The sequence below is a fragment of the Bacillus haynesii genome, assembly GCF_014042035.1.
Classification (GTDB): Bacteria; Bacillota; Bacilli; order Bacillales; family Bacillaceae; genus Bacillus; species Bacillus haynesii.
The window spans coordinates 2,895,616-2,912,097 of sequence record NZ_CP059494.1; the positions used below are offsets into that span (position 1 = coordinate 2,895,616).

The 16,482-nt window shown below is 44.5% G+C and carries 23 protein-coding genes; all 23 read right to left on the bottom strand.

Annotation, left to right across the window (positions count from 1 at the left end; translation table 11 throughout):
• Positions 1 to 6 precede the first annotated feature (6 nt).
• The gene (rplF, locus tag H2R00_RS14275; RefSeq protein ID WP_003178356.1) at positions 7 to 543 is read right to left on the bottom strand and encodes a 50S ribosomal protein L6; all 537 of its coding nucleotides are present in this window, start codon (positions 541 to 543) and stop codon (positions 7 to 9) included.
• Between the two features lie 29 nt (positions 544 to 572).
• The gene (gene rpsH, locus H2R00_RS14280) at positions 573 to 971 is read right to left on the bottom strand and encodes a 30S ribosomal protein S8 (RefSeq protein WP_003178355.1); all 399 of its coding nucleotides are present in this window, start codon (positions 969 to 971) and stop codon (positions 573 to 575) included.
• Between the two features lie 31 nt (positions 972 to 1,002).
• Complete coding sequence (gene rpsN / locus H2R00_RS14285; RefSeq protein WP_003178353.1) at positions 1,003 to 1,188, bottom strand: 30S ribosomal protein S14; 186 nt, start codon at positions 1,186 to 1,188, stop codon at positions 1,003 to 1,005.
• A gap of 22 nt (positions 1,189 to 1,210) precedes the next feature.
• Positions 1,211 to 1,750 carry a 50S ribosomal protein L5 gene (rplE, locus tag H2R00_RS14290; RefSeq protein WP_003178352.1) on the bottom strand — a complete coding sequence of 180 codons (540 nt, stop codon included), beginning with the start codon at positions 1,748 to 1,750 and terminating at the stop codon, positions 1,211 to 1,213.
• A gap of 25 nt (positions 1,751 to 1,775) precedes the next feature.
• Complete coding sequence (rplX, locus tag H2R00_RS14295) at positions 1,776 to 2,087, bottom strand: 50S ribosomal protein L24 (protein WP_154999532.1); 312 nt, start codon at positions 2,085 to 2,087, stop codon at positions 1,776 to 1,778.
• A gap of 35 nt (positions 2,088 to 2,122) precedes the next feature.
• A complete protein-coding gene (rplN, locus tag H2R00_RS14300) occupies positions 2,123 to 2,491 on the bottom strand; it encodes a 50S ribosomal protein L14 (RefSeq protein ID WP_075752546.1) in 369 nt (122 codons plus the stop codon).
• A gap of 40 nt (positions 2,492 to 2,531) precedes the next feature.
• A complete protein-coding gene (gene rpsQ / locus H2R00_RS14305) occupies positions 2,532 to 2,795 on the bottom strand; it encodes a 30S ribosomal protein S17 (RefSeq protein WP_003178345.1) in 264 nt (87 codons plus the stop codon).
• Positions 2,796 to 2,819: 24 nt separating this feature from the next.
• Positions 2,820 to 3,020: a 50S ribosomal protein L29 gene (rpmC, locus tag H2R00_RS14310; protein WP_003178343.1), complete on the bottom strand. Its 201-nt coding sequence runs from the start codon at positions 3,018 to 3,020 to the stop codon at positions 2,820 to 2,822.
• A complete protein-coding gene (rplP, locus tag H2R00_RS14315; protein WP_003178341.1) occupies positions 3,010 to 3,444 on the bottom strand; it encodes a 50S ribosomal protein L16 in 435 nt (144 codons plus the stop codon). The genes rpmC and rplP overlap by 11 nt, the downstream gene beginning before the upstream one ends.
• A gap of 1 nt (position 3,445) precedes the next feature.
• Positions 3,446 to 4,102 carry a 30S ribosomal protein S3 gene (rpsC, locus tag H2R00_RS14320; RefSeq protein ID WP_003178339.1) on the bottom strand — a complete coding sequence of 219 codons (657 nt, stop codon included), beginning with the start codon at positions 4,100 to 4,102 and terminating at the stop codon, positions 3,446 to 3,448.
• Positions 4,103 to 4,105: 3 nt separating this feature from the next.
• The gene (gene rplV / locus H2R00_RS14325; protein ID WP_020449862.1) at positions 4,106 to 4,450 is read right to left on the bottom strand and encodes a 50S ribosomal protein L22; all 345 of its coding nucleotides are present in this window, start codon (positions 4,448 to 4,450) and stop codon (positions 4,106 to 4,108) included.
• A 17-nt stretch (positions 4,451 to 4,467) separates the two neighbouring features.
• Positions 4,468 to 4,746 (bottom strand): 30S ribosomal protein S19, encoded by a 279-nt coding sequence (rpsS, locus tag H2R00_RS14330; RefSeq protein ID WP_003178334.1) that lies wholly within the window; start codon positions 4,744 to 4,746, stop codon positions 4,468 to 4,470.
• Between the two features lie 57 nt (positions 4,747 to 4,803).
• Entirely contained in the window at positions 4,804 to 5,637 is an 834-nt protein-coding gene (gene rplB / locus H2R00_RS14335) for a 50S ribosomal protein L2 (protein WP_154999533.1), read from the bottom strand.
• 31 nt (positions 5,638 to 5,668) lie between these two features.
• The gene (rplW, locus tag H2R00_RS14340; RefSeq protein ID WP_003178328.1) at positions 5,669 to 5,956 is read right to left on the bottom strand and encodes a 50S ribosomal protein L23; all 288 of its coding nucleotides are present in this window, start codon (positions 5,954 to 5,956) and stop codon (positions 5,669 to 5,671) included.
• Complete coding sequence (gene rplD / locus H2R00_RS14345) at positions 5,956 to 6,579, bottom strand: 50S ribosomal protein L4 (protein ID WP_003178327.1); 624 nt, start codon at positions 6,577 to 6,579, stop codon at positions 5,956 to 5,958. The genes rplW and rplD overlap by 1 nt, the downstream gene beginning before the upstream one ends.
• Before the next feature lie 27 nt (positions 6,580 to 6,606).
• On the bottom strand, positions 6,607 to 7,236 hold the full coding sequence (gene rplC, locus H2R00_RS14350; RefSeq protein ID WP_075752548.1) for a 50S ribosomal protein L3: 630 nt from the start codon (positions 7,234 to 7,236) through the stop codon (positions 6,607 to 6,609).
• Positions 7,237 to 7,274: 38 nt separating this feature from the next.
• Positions 7,275 to 7,583, bottom strand: a complete 309-nt coding sequence (gene rpsJ / locus H2R00_RS14355) for a 30S ribosomal protein S10 (protein WP_003156464.1) — start codon at positions 7,581 to 7,583, stop codon at positions 7,275 to 7,277.
• Between the two features lie 320 nt (positions 7,584 to 7,903).
• Entirely contained in the window at positions 7,904 to 9,094 is a 1,191-nt protein-coding gene (gene tuf, locus H2R00_RS14360) for an elongation factor Tu (RefSeq protein ID WP_003178321.1), read from the bottom strand.
• Positions 9,095 to 9,213: 119 nt separating this feature from the next.
• The gene (gene fusA, locus H2R00_RS14365; RefSeq protein ID WP_154995473.1) at positions 9,214 to 11,292 is read right to left on the bottom strand and encodes an elongation factor G; all 2,079 of its coding nucleotides are present in this window, start codon (positions 11,290 to 11,292) and stop codon (positions 9,214 to 9,216) included.
• A gap of 49 nt (positions 11,293 to 11,341) precedes the next feature.
• Positions 11,342 to 11,812 (bottom strand): 30S ribosomal protein S7, encoded by a 471-nt coding sequence (rpsG, locus tag H2R00_RS14370; RefSeq protein WP_003178317.1) that lies wholly within the window; start codon positions 11,810 to 11,812, stop codon positions 11,342 to 11,344.
• Between the two features lie 165 nt (positions 11,813 to 11,977).
• Positions 11,978 to 12,394, bottom strand: a complete 417-nt coding sequence (gene rpsL, locus H2R00_RS14375) for a 30S ribosomal protein S12 (protein ID WP_003178315.1) — start codon at positions 12,392 to 12,394, stop codon at positions 11,978 to 11,980.
• Positions 12,395 to 12,498: 104 nt separating this feature from the next.
• On the bottom strand, positions 12,499 to 12,747 hold the full coding sequence (locus H2R00_RS14380; protein ID WP_011197481.1) for a 50S ribosomal protein L7ae-like protein: 249 nt from the start codon (positions 12,745 to 12,747) through the stop codon (positions 12,499 to 12,501).
• Between the two features lie 120 nt (positions 12,748 to 12,867).
• Positions 12,868 to 16,467, bottom strand: coding sequence for a DNA-directed RNA polymerase subunit beta' (rpoC, locus tag H2R00_RS14385; protein ID WP_182069548.1), 3,600 nt, complete (start codon positions 16,465 to 16,467; stop codon positions 12,868 to 12,870).
• Positions 16,468 to 16,482 lie beyond the last annotated feature (15 nt).

Here is a 16,482-nt window from a genome sequence, read left to right on the forward strand (position 1 = left end):
GCGGTTTTACTTAGCAGATTTACCTTCTTTACGACGAACCATTTCTCCTTCATAGCGGATCCCTTTGCCTTTGTAAGGCTCTGGAGAACGTACAGCGCGAATGTTTGCAGCAGTAGCTCCAACACGTTCTTTATCTGTACCTTTTACAACTACTTTTGTTTGAGATGGAACTTCGATTTCAATTCCGTTTTCAGGAACGATTTCTACAGGGTGAGAGTATCCAACGTTCAAAACAAGTTTGTTTCCGGATTTAGAAGCACGGTAACCGACACCGACTAATTCCAAACCTCTTTCAAAACCTTTAGATACACCTTCAACCATGTTTCCGATGATGCTGCGAGTTGTGCCATGCAGCGCACGGTGTTCTTTATTATCAGAAGGACGTTCTACAGTAAGTACATTGTCCTCAATTTTAATCTTCATATCAGGATGAAACGTACGAGTTAATTCTCCTTTTGGTCCTTTCACGGTTACAGTGTTGTCATTCAGAGTAACTGTAACGCCTGAAGGAATCTCAAGTAGCTTCTTACCTACACGAGACATACCAAACACCTCCATTCATGTTAAACTTCTTACCAAACGTATGCTAATACTTCTCCGCCAGCCTGTTTAGCGCGGGCTTCTTTATCCGTTAACACACCTTGTGATGTAGAAAGAATTGCGATTCCAAGTCCGTTAAGTACGCGAGGCACTTCGTTTGACTTAGCGTAAACGCGCAGACCTGGTTTGCTGATTCTTTTAAGGCCAGTGATGACACGCTCGTTGTTTTGTCCGTATTTCAAGAAAACACGGATGATGCCTTGTTTGTTATCTTCAATGAATTCTACGTCACGGATGAAACCTTCTCTTTTCAAGATTTCAGCGATTTCTCTTTTCAACTTAGAAGCAGGAATTTCAAGCTTCTCATGACGCACCATGTTTGCATTACGAATACGAGTCAGCATATCTGCAATCGGATCTGTCATAACCATTATTTAATAACCTCCTTCCCATAAACGGGGATTACCAGCTGGCTTTTTTAACGCCAGGAATTTGTCCTTTATATGCAAGTTCACGGAAACAAATACGGCAAAGTTTAAATTTACGAATAACAGAGTGCGGACGGCCGCAGCGTTCGCAGCGAGTGTACTCTTGTACTTTAAACTTCGGTGTGCGTTTTTGTTTCGCAATCATTGACTTTTTAGCCACGATTTCGCCTCCCTTTCATTGATTATTTCTGGAATGGCATACCTAATTGAGTTAACAGTTCACGAGCTTCTTCATCAGTGTTGGCAGTCGTTACAATAACGATGTCCATACCGCGAACTTTAGTTACCTTATCATAGTCAATTTCAGGGAAGATCAGCTGTTCTTTGATTCCTAGTGTGTAGTTTCCGCGACCATCAAAAGATTTTTTTGAAATTCCGCGGAAGTCACGTACACGCGGTAAAGAAACAGAAATTAGTTTATCAAGGAAATCGTACATGCGCTCTCCGCGAAGAGTTACTTTCGCACCGATTGGCATTCCTTCACGAAGACGGAATCCAGCAATAGATTTCTTCGCACGAGTAACGACAGGTTTCTGACCAGCGATAAACGTTAGTTCTTCAACAGCGCTATCGATAGCTTTAGCGTTTTGAACAGCGTCACCAACACCCATGTTGATTACGATTTTTTCGATTTTAGGCACTTGCATCACAGATTTGTATTCGAACTTTTTCATTAATGCAGGTGTAATTTCTTTATTGTACTTTTCTTTAAGGCGGTTCATGAGATAGACCTCCCTTCCTTTATTACTAGTTATCTAGAACTTGCCCAGATTTTTTTGCAACACGAACTTTTTTGCCATTTTCTACTTTGTATCCTACGCGAGTCACTTCACCTGTTTTAGGATCGAGCGGCATTACGTTTGACACATGAATTGGCGCCTCTTGATTTAAAATTCCGCCTTGAGGGTTTGCTTGAGTCGGCTTTGCGTGCTTCTTCACCATGTTGACACCCTCAACGATTACGCGGTCTTTTTTAGGGAAAGCTGCAAGGATCACACCTTGTTTCCCTTTATCTTTACCAGAGATAACCATTACTTTATCGCCTTTTTTAACATGCATCCTGATCGCACCTCCTTAGTCCGGCATTGATATCATTAAAGTACTTCTGGAGCTAGAGAAACAATTTTCATGAAGTTGTTATCACGAAGTTCACGTGCTACAGGTCCGAAGATACGAGTTCCGCGCGGGCTTTTGTCGTCACGGATGATAACACATGCATTCTCATCGAATTTGATGTAAGATCCGTCATTTCTGCGTGCACCGCTCTTAGAACGTACGATTACAGCTCTCACGACATCACCTTTTTTGACAACGCCTCCTGGTGTTGCTTGTTTAACCGTGCAAACAATGACATCACCAATGTTAGCTGTTTTGCGTCCAGAACCACCAAGCACCTTGATTGTTAATACTTCACGGGCGCCAGAGTTATCAGCTACTTTTAAACGAGTCTCTTGTTGAATCATTATTTGTTACCTCCCTTCGGAAAAAGGTTTCCGAACTTTATTAGATAATAACAGCTTCTTCGACAACTTCAACTAGACGAAAACGTTTAGTCGCAGATAATGGACGAGTTTCCATAATCTTTACGATGTCTCCGATTTTAGCTTGGTTATTTTCATCATGTGCTTTGAATTTTTTAGAGTACTTTACGCGTTTACCGTAGAGTGAATGTTTTTTGTAAGTTTCTACAACGACAGTAATGGTTTTATCCATTTTGTCAGAAACAACACGTCCTTGGTAGACTTTGCGCTGATTGCGTTCGCTCATGTTTTAGAGAACCTCCCTCCGGAATTATTTGTTGGCAGCAATTTCTCTTTCCCGAATCACAGTTTTCATGCGCGCGATTGACTTGCGCACTTCACGAATGCGAGCAGTGTTTTCAAGTTGTCCTGTCGCTAATTGAAAGCGAAGATTGAAAAGTTCTTCTTTAAGAGACTTTACTTTTTGTTCAATTTCAGCAGTGGTAAGGTCACGAATTTCATTAGCTTTCATTTGATTCACCACCAATTTCTTCACGTTTTACGAACTTCGTTTTAATTGGCAATTTGTGAGATGCAAGACGAAGAGCTTCGCGAGCGACTTCCTCAGACACACCAGAAATTTCAAATAAAACTTTGCCCGGTTTTACAACAGCTACCCATCCTTCAGGAGCACCTTTACCGGAACCCATCCGAACCTCTAGAGGCTTAGCTGTATAAGGCTTAGAAGGGAAAATTTTGATCCAAACTTTACCGCCACGTTTCATGTAACGAGTCATCGCAATACGTGCAGCTTCGATTTGGCGGTTTGTGATCCAAGAAGATTCTTGAGCTTGGATACCATATTCACCGAAATGCACTTCAGTGCCGCCTTTCGCACGGCCGCGCATTTTTCCGCGATGCTCTCTGCGATATTTAACGCGTTTTGGCATTAACATATTATTTTCCTCCTTCCTCAGTTTTCTTCTTAGTAGGAAGAACCTCTCCACGATAGATCCAGACTTTTACACCAAGCTTACCGTAAGTTGTGTCAGCTTCAGATGTAGCATAGTCGATGTCTGCACGAAGTGTGTGCAATGGAACAGTTCCTTCACTGTAGTATTCAGAACGAGCGATGTCAGCGCCGCCAAGACGACCGGAAACCATTGTTTTAATTCCTTGTGCACCAGCGCGCATTGTGCGTTGGATTTGTTGCTTTTGCGCACGACGGAAAGAGATACGGTTTTCCAATTGACGAGCAATGTTATCAGCAACTAGCTGAGCATCAAGATCAGCTCTTTTGATTTCAAGAATGTTAATGTGTACACGCTTGCCAGTAAGGCTGTTAAGGGCTTTGCGAAGCGCTTCGACTTCAGAACCGCCTTTACCGATAACCATACCAGGCTTAGCTGTATGGATCGTAATATTTACACGGTTTGCCGCACGCTCGATTTCTACTTTAGAAACAGAAGCGTCAGACAGGCGTTGATTAATAAATTCACGGATTTTTAGATCTTCGTGAAGGAAGTCAGCGTAATCTTTGCCAGCGTACCACTTAGATTCCCAATCACGTATAACCCCAATACGAAGACCGACTGGATTTACCTTTTGACCCACGAGTTATCCCTCCTTCTTTTCTGATACAACGATAGTAATGTGGCTCGTACGTTTGTTGATTTGGCTTGCACGTCCCATAGCGCGCGGACGGAATCTTTTCAACGTAGGGCCTTCGTTTACGTAAGCTTGAGTAACTACCAGGTTGTTTGCATCCATTTCGTAGTTGTGCTCAGCGTTAGCGATAGCAGATTTTAAAACTTTTTCAATAATCGGGGAAGCAGCTTTTGGCGTAAGGTTTAAGATCGATACTGCTTCACCTACTTGCTTGCCTCGAATCAGGTCCATTACTAGACGTGCCTTACGAGGAGCAATACGGACTGTTCTTGCGACAGCTTTAGCTTGTTGCATTTAAAAGCCTCCTCTCATTAGCGTCTTGTTTTTTTGTCATCACTAGCATGACCTTTGTAAGTACGAGTCGGTGCGAATTCACCCAACTTGTGACCTACCATATCTTCAGAGATGTAAACAGGCACATGTTTGCGTCCATCATAGACTGCGATTGTGTGACCGATAAATTGCGGGAAAATAGTAGAACGGCGAGACCAAGTTTTCACAACTTGTTTCTTATCCGCTTCATTTAATTTCTCGATTTTTGTCATTAGATGATCATCGACAAATGGTCCTTTTTTTAAGCTGCGAGCCATTTTGGAACCTCCCTTCGTGATTGCACTACGGTCCGATATGAACCGTAGACAACCCCGTTATTTATTTTTACGACGACGTACGATGAATTTATCTGATTTGTTCTTTTTCTTACGAGTTTTGAATCCAAGAGTTGGTTTACCCCATGGAGACATAGGTGATTTACGTCCGATTGGAGCGCGTCCTTCACCACCACCGTGCGGGTGATCGTTAGGGTTCATAACAGAACCACGAACTGTAGGACGGATGCCTTTCCAGCGTGAACGTCCTGCTTTACCGATGTTGATCAGTTCATGCTGTTCGTTACCCACTTGACCGATTGTTGCGCGGCAAGCTGAAAGAATCATGCGAACTTCACCGGAGTTCAGACGTACAAGAACGTATTTTCCTTCTTTACCAAGAACTTGGGCAGATGTACCAGCTGAACGTACAAGCTGTCCGCCTTTTCCAGGTTTTAATTCAATGTTGTGCACAACTGTACCAACAGGGATGTTGATCAGTGGAAGTGCGTTACCTACTTTAATGTCAGCTTCTGGACCTGACATAATTTCAGTACCTACTTGAAGGCCCTTAGGAGCCAAGATGTAGCGTTTTTCTCCGTCTACATAGTTAATTAGAGCAATGTTAGCTGAACGGTTTGGATCGTACTCAACTGTAGCAACGCGTCCAGGTATACCATCTTTATCGCGTTTGAAGTCGATAATACGGTATTGGCGTTTATGTCCGCCGCCTTGATGACGTACAGTTAATTTACCTTGGTTGTTGCGTCCGCCTTTTTTGTGAAGCGGTGAAAGCAAGGATTTTTCCGGCTGATCTGTCGTGATTTCCGCGAAATCAGAAGAAGTCATGCCGCGACGTCCGTTAGAGGTCGGTTTGTACTTTTTAATCGCCATTTTGAATTTCCCTCCTTCTTTTTACAAGTGATTAAGCTTCAAAAATTTCGATTTCTTTGCTGTCTTCAGTAAGCTTAACAATCGCTTTTCTGCGTTTGTTTGTCATACCAGAGTAGCGGCCGACACGTTTGAATTTCCCTTTGTAGTTCATGATGTTGACTTTTTCAACTTTCACTCCAAAGATTTGTTCAACAGCGTCTTTTACTTCAGTTTTGTTAGCTTTTACGTCTACTTCAAACGTGTATTTTTTTTCAGTCATTAAATCAGCAGAACGTTCAGTAATGACGGGGCGCTTTAGAACATCACGAGGATCTTTCATTATGCAAGCACCTCCTCTACTTTTTCAACCGCTGCTTTCGTCATCACAAGCTTCTCGTGACCGACAACATCGAGGACGTTGATTCCGTTAGCTTCAACAACAGTAACTCCAGGAAGGTTGCGAGCAGATAGTTCAACTGTCTCGTTTGCATCCGCAGTTACGATTAAAGCTTTCTTCTCGATAGACAGACCTTTAAGGATAGCTGCCATTTCTTTTGTTTTAACCGCATCAAGATTAAGATCTTCAAGAACGATCAAGTTGTTGTCATTCACTTTAGAAGACAATGCTGATTTGATAGCCAAGCGGCGAACTTTTTTCGGTAATTTATATGCATAGCTGCGTGGTGTAGGACCGAATACGATACCACCTCCGCGCCATTGCGGTGAACGGATAGATCCTTGACGAGCACGGCCGGTACCTTTTTGACGCCAAGGTTTGCGACCTCCGCCACGTACTTCCGAACGATTTTTTACTTTATGAGTTCCTTGACGTAAGGAAGCTCTTTGCATAAGAATAGCGTCGAATACTACGCTCTCATTTGGCTCAATTCCAAATACAGAGTCGTTTAATTCGATATCACCAGCAGTAGAACCGTTTTGGTTATATAAAGCTACTTTTGGCATGATCAATTTCCTCCTTTCCTAAGAGAATTATTTAGATTTAACAGCACTTTTAACAGTGACTAGTGATTTTTTTGCACCAGGAACGTTACCTTTAACTAAAAGAAGGTTGCGCTCTGCATCCACTTTTACGATTTCAAGGTTTTGAACAGTGATTTGCTCTCCGCCCATACGTCCAGGCAACAGTTTTCCTTTGAATACACGGTTAGGATCTACCGGTCCCATTGAACCAGGACGGCGATGGTAGCGTGAACCGTGAGACATAGGTCCGCGAGATTGTCCGTGGCGTTTGATAGCACCTTGGAAACCTTTACCTTTCGATGTACCTGTTACATCTACGACTTCTCCGTTAGAGAAAATATCAACTTTGACTTCCTGACCAACTTCATACGCATCCATATCCACTCCGCGTAATTCCTTAACGAAGCGCTTAGGAGCAGTTTCCGCTTTTGCAACGTGTCCTTTTTCTGGTTTGTTGGCAAGCTTCTCACGCTTGTCGTCAAAACCGATCTGAATCGCTTCATAGCCGTCGTTTTCAGAAGTTTTCTTCTGAAGTACAACGTTAGGAGCAGCTTCGATAACAGTTACCGGAATAAGATCACCGTTTTCTGCGAAAACTTGCGTCATACCAATTTTTCTTCCTAAGATTCCTTTGGTCATTCGTCACACCTCCTATAAAAATCATTCTATATTTTAGATTAAAGTTTAATTTCGATATCGACACCAGATGGTAAATCTAATCGCATTAAAGCATCGACAGTTTGTGGTGTTGGGTTCACAATGTCGATTAAACGTTTATGTGTACGCATTTCGAATTGCTCACGAGAATCTTTGTATTTGTGCACCGCACGAAGGATTGTGTAAACTGATTTCTCAGTTGGCAACGGAATCGGACCAGAAACACTGGCTCCGGAACGTTTAGCCGTTTCAACAATCTTCTCAGCAGATTGATCAAGGATTCTATGATCATACGCTTTTAAACGAATACGAATTTTTTGTTTTGCCATTATTTTCCCTCCTTTTCGCCTACTTACATTAGACAATTCTCCGTGAGAAAAACCTGAATCACCTTGCCATGGCAAAGCGGCCGGGTGTGTCAGCAACCTCTCACTTCATCGCAGTCAAAGACCAACATGCACTATTATACAAAATTTATAGGCAAGTTGCAAGGTAATATTGAATATTACCGGCTTTTGCACACTTTTTTTATTATACAGATTCAAGCAGTGTTAATCAAGGACTTACAGGCGGAAAATAAATCCCATTTCAATAACGGCGTAAATAAAAAACGAGACCCGGCTGGATCTCGTTTTTTATTTTATAAGTATTATTCGATGATAGAAGAAACAACGCCAGAACCAACTGTACGTCCGCCTTCACGGATAGAGAAGCGAGTTCCGTCTTCGATCGCGATTGTTGAAATCAATTCAACAGTCATTTCGATGTTGTCTCCAGGCATAACCATTTCTACGCCTTCTGGAAGCTGAATGATACCAGTTACGTCAGTTGTACGGAAGTAGAACTGAGGACGGTAGTTAGAGAAGAATGGAGTGTGACGTCCACCCTCTTCTTTAGAAAGAACGTAAACTTCAGCTTTAAATTTTTTGTGCGGAGTGATTGTACCTGGTTGAGCAAGTACTTGACCGCGTTGGATTTCTTCACGAGATACACCGCGAAGAAGTGCACCGATGTTGTCTCCAGCTTCTGCATAGTCAAGAAGCTTACGGAACATTTCAACACCTGTAACAGTTGTTTTCTTGTTTTCTTCTTGAAGACCGATGATTTCAACTTCGTCACCGACTTTAACTTGTCCGCGCTCTACGCGTCCAGTAGCAACTGTTCCACGACCTGTGATTGAGAATACGTCCTCAACAGGCATCATGAATGGTTTGTCAGTTTCACGCTCTGGAGTTGGGATGTACTCGTCAACAGCAGCCATCAGTTCAAAGATTTTTTCTTCGTACTGAGCATCTCCTTCAAGAGCTTTAAGAGCAGAACCTTTGATAACTGGTACATCGTCACCAGGGAACTCATACTCAGAAAGAAGATCGCGAACTTCCATTTCAACTAGCTCAAGAAGCTCTTCGTCGTCTACCATGTCGCATTTGTTCAAGAATACTACGATGTAAGGCACACCTACGTTACGAGAAAGAAGGATGTGCTCACGAGTTTGTGGCATTGGGCCGTCAGCAGCAGAAACAACAAGGATCGCGCCGTCCATTTGCGCAGCACCAGTGATCATGTTTTTAACATAGTCAGCGTGTCCTGGGCAGTCAACGTGTGCATAGTGACGGTTGTCAGTTTCGTACTCAACGTGTGCAGTAGAGATTGTGATACCGCGCTCACGCTCTTCTGGAGCACCGTCGATTTGGTCGTATGCCATAGCAGTACCTTTACCAGATTTCTTATGAAGCACAGTAGTGATAGCAGCTGTTAATGTAGTTTTACCATGGTCAACGTGTCCAATTGTACCAATGTTGGCATGTGATTTGGAACGGTCGAATTTTTCTTTAGCCATTCTGAAAATCCTCCTTAAAAAGGTTAGTTTTTGTTATATAGAGTGATAGAAAGTGAAAGCAATGTTTCACTTTCTCATCTTACAATAGTATTTATACTTTAATGAAGAGGCAAAATCAATTATTCACCTTGATTTTTTTTGATGATCTCATCAGCGATGCTCTTAGGCACTTCTTCGTAGTGGTCGAAGACCATTGTGAACGTACCGCGTCCTTGTGTGTTTGAACGGAGAGCCGTAGCGTAACCGAACATTTCAGAAAGTGGAACCATCGCGCGAACGACTTGAGCGTTTCCGCGTCCTTCCATACCTTCTACGCGACCGCGACGTGATGTAATGTCACCCATGATGTCTCCCATGTATTCTTCTGGGATAACGACTTCAACTTTGGAGATCGGCTCAAGAATAACCGGGTTACACTTGCTTGCCGCGTTTTTAAGCGCCATTGAAGCAGCGATTTTAAACGCCATTTCGTTAGAGTCGACATCGTGATAAGAACCGTCAAACAGTTTCGCTTTGATGTCGATTACAGGGTAACCTGCGATTACACCGTTTTGAAGTGAATCTTCAAGCCCTGCTTGAACAGCCGGAATGTATTCACGAGGAACGACACCACCGACAATTGCGTTTTCGAACTCAAAGCCTTTTCCTTCTTCGTTTGGAGAGAATTCGATCCAAACGTGTCCGAACTGTCCGCGTCCACCAGACTGACGTACGAATTTACCTTCAACTTGCGCGCTCGCACGGAATGTTTCACGATACGCAACTTGAGGTGCACCAACGTTGGCTTCAACTTTAAATTCGCGTTTCATACGGTCAACGATGATATCAAGGTGAAGCTCACCCATACCGCCGATGATCGTTTGACCTGTTTCAACGTCAGTATGCGCACGGAATGTTGGATCCTCTTCAGCCAATTTAGCCAGCGCAGTAGACATTTTGTCTTGGTCAGCCTTAGATTTAGGCTCGATTGCAACGTGGATAACAGGCTCAGGGAATTCCATTGATTCCAGAATAACAAGGTTTTTCTCGTCGCAAAGCGTGTCCCCTGTAGTCGTGTCTTTCAAACCTACAGCAGCAGCGATATCCCCTGCGTACACAGTAGAAATTTCTTCACGGCTGTTGGCGTGCATTTGCAAAATACGGCCGACGCGCTCACGTTTGCCTTTTGTTGAGTTTCTTACGTATGAACCGGAATCAAGAGTTCCTGAGTACACACGGAAGAATGTCAATTTACCAACGTAAGGGTCAGTCATAACTTTAAATGCAAGTGCTGAGAAAGGTGCGTCGTCAGAAGACTCACGAGTAACCTCTTCTTCAGAATCAGGCAGAGTACCTTTGATTGCTGGTACGTCAGTTGGAGCTGGCAGGTAGTCAAGAACTGCGTCAAGCACTAATTGAACACCTTTGTTTTTGAAAGCTGAACCACAAAGAACCGGATAGAACTCAACGTTACAAGTTCCCTTGCGGATTGCCGCTTTCAGCTCGTCAACTGTAATTTCTTCGCCTTCCAAGTACTTCATCATAAGCTCTTCATCAAGCTCAGCGACAGCTTCAATCAAGCTAGCGCGAAGCTCTTCAGCTTTGTCTTTGTACTCAGCAGGGATTTCACGCGCATCAGAGCGTGTTCCGAGATCATCTTCATAGTAGTACGCAACGTTTTCTACAAGATCAATGATCCCTTCGAAATTGTCTTCGGCGCCAATCGGTAATTGGATCGCGTGAGCGTTCGCCTCAAGACGGTCTCTAAGAGTTCCTACAGAGTAAAGGAAGTCCGCACCCGTTTTGTCCATCTTGTTGACAAATACGATACGAGGTACTCCGTAAGTTGTTGCCTGACGCCAAACTGTTTCAGTTTGCGGCTCAACGCCTGATTGTGCGTCAAGAACGGCAACGGCACCATCAAGTACGCGCAGGGAACGTTCAACCTCAACTGTGAAGTCTACGTGTCCTGGTGTGTCGATGATGTTTACGCGGTAGCCTTTCCACTGTGCAGTTGTTGCAGCAGATGTGATTGTGATACCGCGTTCTTGTTCCTGCTCCATCCAGTCCATTTGGGAAGCCCCTTCATGAGTTTCACCAATTTTATGGATACGGCCTGTGTAGAACAAGATACGTTCAGTTGTTGTCGTTTTACCGGCATCGATGTGAGCCATGATTCCGATATTACGAGTTTTTTCTAAGGAGAACTCTCTTGCCATTGGGTCTTTTCTCCTTCCTTCTTAGGGAATAATATTTTGTCGTGTGAGATTACCAGCGATAGTGAGCGAACGCTTTGTTTGCTTCAGCCATCTTATGAGTATCTTCACGTTTCTTAACAGCAGCACCAGTGTTGTTAGCTGCATCAAGGATTTCGTTAGCTAAACGCTCTTCCATCGTTTTTTCTCCGCGAAGACGAGCGTAGTTTACTAACCAGCGAAGTCCAAGAGTCGTACGGCGTTCAGGACGAACCTCTACAGGTACTTGGTAGTTCGCACCACCTACGCGGCGTGCTTTAACTTCAAGCACAGGCATGATGTTCTTCAATGCTTGTTCGAAAACCTCCATTGCATCGTTGCCGGTACGTTCTTTAATAATATCGAATGACTTGTATAGGATTGTTTGAGCTTTACCTTTTTTACCGTCGATCATCATTTTGTTGATCAAACGAGTAACCAGTTTAGAGTTGTAAAGCGGATCAGGTAAAACGTCTCTTTTTGCTACAGGACCTTTACGTGGCATCTGATTATCCTCCCTTCTCTTGTTACGGGTTTACAGTAAGCAGAGGGATTTCACGGTTCAGCTGCCGGGATCAAACTGACGCTTGGCGCGAAAAGCCTGATGCCCTTAACAGCATTGCCAGAACTCCTTGCTTTTAAAAACCCTATTATTTGTATTTAAACGGAATTATTTTTTCTTAGGACGTTTTGTACCGTATTTAGAACGGCCTTGTGCACGGTTTTCAACTCCGGCAGTATCAAGTGCGCCACGCACGATGTGGTAGCGTACCCCCGGTAAGTCTTTTACACGTCCACCGCGGATCAATACGACACTGTGCTCTTGCAGGTTGTGTCCGATACCAGGAATGTAGGCCGTAACCTCGATTCCGTTAGTTAAGCGAACACGGGCATATTTACGAAGCGCTGAGTTCGGCTTCTTCGGTGTCATTGTACCAACACGGGTACATACTCCGCGTTTTTGTGGTGAAGATACGTTAGTGTGCTCTTTCTTGAAGCTGTTGTATCCTTTGTTAAGTGCTGGAGACTTAGATGTTTCAACTTTGCTTACGCGTCCTTTGCGGACTAGCTGATTAATTGTAGGCATTTTGTATTTCCTCCCTTCATCATGTTTTATAACCCACATACCCAGGTGGTTCATTTAAAAGCAAAAAACAATGCCTTTGCATAAAAGCAAAAACAACGAGTACGTTATTGAATAATGGCAACAGCTGCAGCTCCGACTTCAATTCCGCAGGCTTTGCCGAGCTTTTTCATGGACTCTGCCATTGAGACGGGAACCCCTTGTTCATTTGCCAGGTTAATAACACCAGACGTCAGACAAGGATCAGCGTCTTTTGCTACGACGACTTCCTTAACAGAATTGCGCTTCAGTGCTTTGACTGTCTGCTTCGTACCGATAATAATAGATTGAGCCTGTGATACTTTATCATAAGACATCATATATCCTCCAAAGTAACAGGTTTAAATTGAGCACCTTGGTTATATTATCATCCTGAAAGAAGGATGTCAACATATGATGACAATTTTTAGTGACATCCTTCTTTAGGATTTTTTTATCTATTCAGCCGGAACCATTTCATCAGATGATTGGACTTGCAATACCGGCTTCACTTTACGGTAGTTCAGCATACCCGTTCCAGCAGGAACAAGCTTACCGATGATAACATTCTCTTTCAGACCGAGAAGCTCATCACGTTTTCCTTTGATCGCTGCATCTGTCAGGACACGTGTTGTTTCCTGGAATGACGCGGCAGACAGGAAGGAATCCGTTTCAAGCGATGCTTTGGTGATACCAAGAAGCACCGGACGGCCTGTTGCAGGGCGTTTGCCTTCAAGCAGAACTTTTTTGTTTGCTTCTGTAAACTGGTGAATATCGAGCAGCGTGCCTGGCAGCACTTCCGTGTCGCCGGCATCGATGACACGCACTTTGCGAAGCATCTGGCGAACCATAACCTCGACGTGCTTATCTCCGATTTCAACCCCTTGCATACGATAAACCTTCTGCACTTCATGAAGGAGGTATTCTTGAACCGTGGTGATGTCAGTAACTTTCAGAAGTTCTTTCGGATCGACCGAACCTTCTGTCAGTACTTGACCACGGGAAATTTTCTCTCCTTCAGTGACTTTCAAGCGTGCATTGTAAGGCGCCGTATATGAACGGCTTTCAACTTCGCCCTGAACGACGATTTCCTGCTGTTTATCGCGGACTTCATTAATTTCGGCCACGACACCGTCAATTTCAGAGATTGTCGCTTGACCTTTAGGGTTTCGCGCTTCAAACAATTCCTGGATACGCGGCAAACCTTGTGTAATATCGTCTCCGGCAACCCCGCCCGTATGGAAGGTACGCATCGTTAACTGTGTACCCGGCTCACCAATGGACTGGGCAGCGATGATTCCGACTGCTTCCCCGACTTCGACATCGGTTCCTGTTGCCAGGTTGCGGCCGTAGCATCGTTTACATACACCATGTGACGTATTACATGTAAATGCGGAGCGGATCCACACTTCTTCAATGCCTGCTTCGACAATTTCGAGCGCTTTATCTTCGTCGATCAGCTCGTTTTCATTCACGAGCATTTCACCTGTTTCCGGATGTTTAACAGGTTTTCTCGCGAATCGGCCGACAAGACGCTCTTCAAGACGCTCGATCACTTCTGTGCCTTCCGTGATGGCTTTGGCAAGAATGCCTCGGTCCGTACCGCAGTCAGTCTCACGAATGATGACGTCTTGGGCTACGTCTACGAGACGGCGTGTCAGGTAACCTGAGTCGGCTGTCTTCAGGGCCGTATCCGCAAGACCTTTACGCGCACCGTGAGTAGAAATAAAGTACTCGAGTACCGTTAAACCTTCGCGGAAACTTGACTTGATCGGAAGTTCGATGATCCGTCCAGCCGGGTTGGCCATCAGACCGCGCATACCCGCAAGCTGCGTAAAGTTTGATGCGTTACCCCGGGCTCCGGAATCACTCATCATATAGATCGGGTTGATTTCATCCAAGGATTTCATCAGCTTGCCTTGGATCGTATCTTTAGCTGCACTCCAGATGGAAATGACCCGTTCATAACGCTCTTCTTCAGTTATCAGACCGCGTCTGAACTGCTTCATCACGTTATCGACTTTTCCTTGCGCTTCTTCAAGGATTTCCTGTTTGTCGTCCAATACGACGATATCGGAAACACCGACCGTAATTCCGGCTTTTGTAGAATATTTAAAGCCGAGGTTTTTCATGCGGTCAAGCATTTTTGATGTTTCTGTAATATGGAATCTTTTGAAGATCTCCGCAATGATTTTACCCAAAATGCCTTTTTTGAACGGCTGGTTGATTTCCTGGTTCTTAATGGCTTCTTTAACATCTGCACCGTAATCCAAGAAGAAACGGTCAGGCGTTTTTTCTTCAATGTTGCTCTTCGTCGGTTCGTTCATGTACGGGAACGACGGCGGAAGAATTTCGTTAAAGATCAGTTTTCCGACAGTTGTAATGAGCAGCTTGGAACGCTGTTCTTCTGTAAATGTTTCATTTTTCAAGGAGTTAACCGCAACGGCTACTCTCGTATGCAAATGAACATATCCGTTTTGATAAGCAAGAAGCGCTTCATCCGTATCTTTGAAAACCATACCTTCGCCGACTGCACCAGCGCGTTCCAGCGTCAGATAATAGTTTCCAAGTACCATATCCTGAGACGGCGTAACAACCGGTTTTCCGTCTTTAGGGTTCAGGATGTTTTGCGCAGCGAGCATAAGAATGCGCGCCTCAGCTTGCGCCTCTGCTGATAAAGGAACGTGAACCGCCATTTGGTCTCCGTCAAAGTCAGCGTTGTATGCCGTACATACAAGCGGATGAAGACGGATGGCACGACCTTCAACAAGCGTTGGCTCAAACGCCTGAATACCCAATCTGTGAAGCGTAGGTGCACGGTTAAGAAGCACAGGGTGTTCTTTGATAACTGATTCAAGGACATCCCAGACTTCCGGCTGAACGCGCTCAATTTTACGCTTCGCACTCTTAATGTTGTGGGCAAGACCTTTTTCAACAAGCTCTTTCATGACGAATGGCTTGAATAGTTCCAGCGCCATTTCCTTCGGAAGACCGCATTGATACATTTTCAGGTTCGGACCTACGACAATAACCGAACGGCCTGAGTAGTCTACACGTTTACCGAGAAGGTTTTGACGGAAACGGCCTTGTTTACCTTTCAGCATGTGAGAAAGGGATTTTAACGGTCTGTTTCCCGGACCTGTAACAGGACGGCCTCTGCGTCCGTTATCGATCAAAGCGTCCACGGCTTCTTGAAGCATGCGCTTTTCGTTTTGAACGATAATGCTTGGCGCTCCAAGATCCAAGAGACGTTTTAAACGATTGTTACGGTTGATGACACGGCGGTACAAATCGTTCAGGTCGGAAGTTGCAAAACGTCCACCGTCAAGCTGTACCATAGGTCGCAGCTCAGGCGGGATGACTGGAAGAACGTCCAGGATCATCCATGACGGCTTATTTCCGGAGTTGCGGAAGGCTTCCAATACTTCCAGACGTTTGATCGCACGTGTGCGGCGCTGTCCTTGTGACGTTTTAAGCTCTTCTTTCAGCATATCCACTTCTTTATCGAGGTCGATATCCTGAAGGAGCTTATGAATCGCTTCAGCACCCATTGATGCTTGGAACTTATTTCCGTATTTATCAAGGTACGCCCGGTACTCTTTTTCAGAAAGAAGCTGTTTTTTCTCAAGCGGTGTATTGGCCGGATCTGTTACGACGTAAGAAGCAAAGTAAATGACTTCTTCCAATGCGCGCGGAGACATATCCAACACAAGACCCATACGGCTCGGGATTCCTTTAAAATACCAGATGTGAGAAACCGGGGCTGCCAGCTCGATATGCCCCATTCTCTCACGACGGACTTTAGCCCGGGTTACTTCAACTCCACAACGGTCACAGACTACGCCTTTATAACGAACCCGCTTGTACTTTCCGCAGTGGCATTCCCAGTCCTTTTGAGGACCGAAAATGCGCTCGCAGAAGAGACCATCTTTTTCAGGTTTCAAAGTACGATAGTTGATTGTTTCAGGCTTTTTCACTTCTCCGTAAGACCATGAACGGATTTTGTCAGGTGAAGCGAGACCGATGTTCATATACTCAAAATTGTTCACATCCAGCAAGGGGCCTACCTCCCT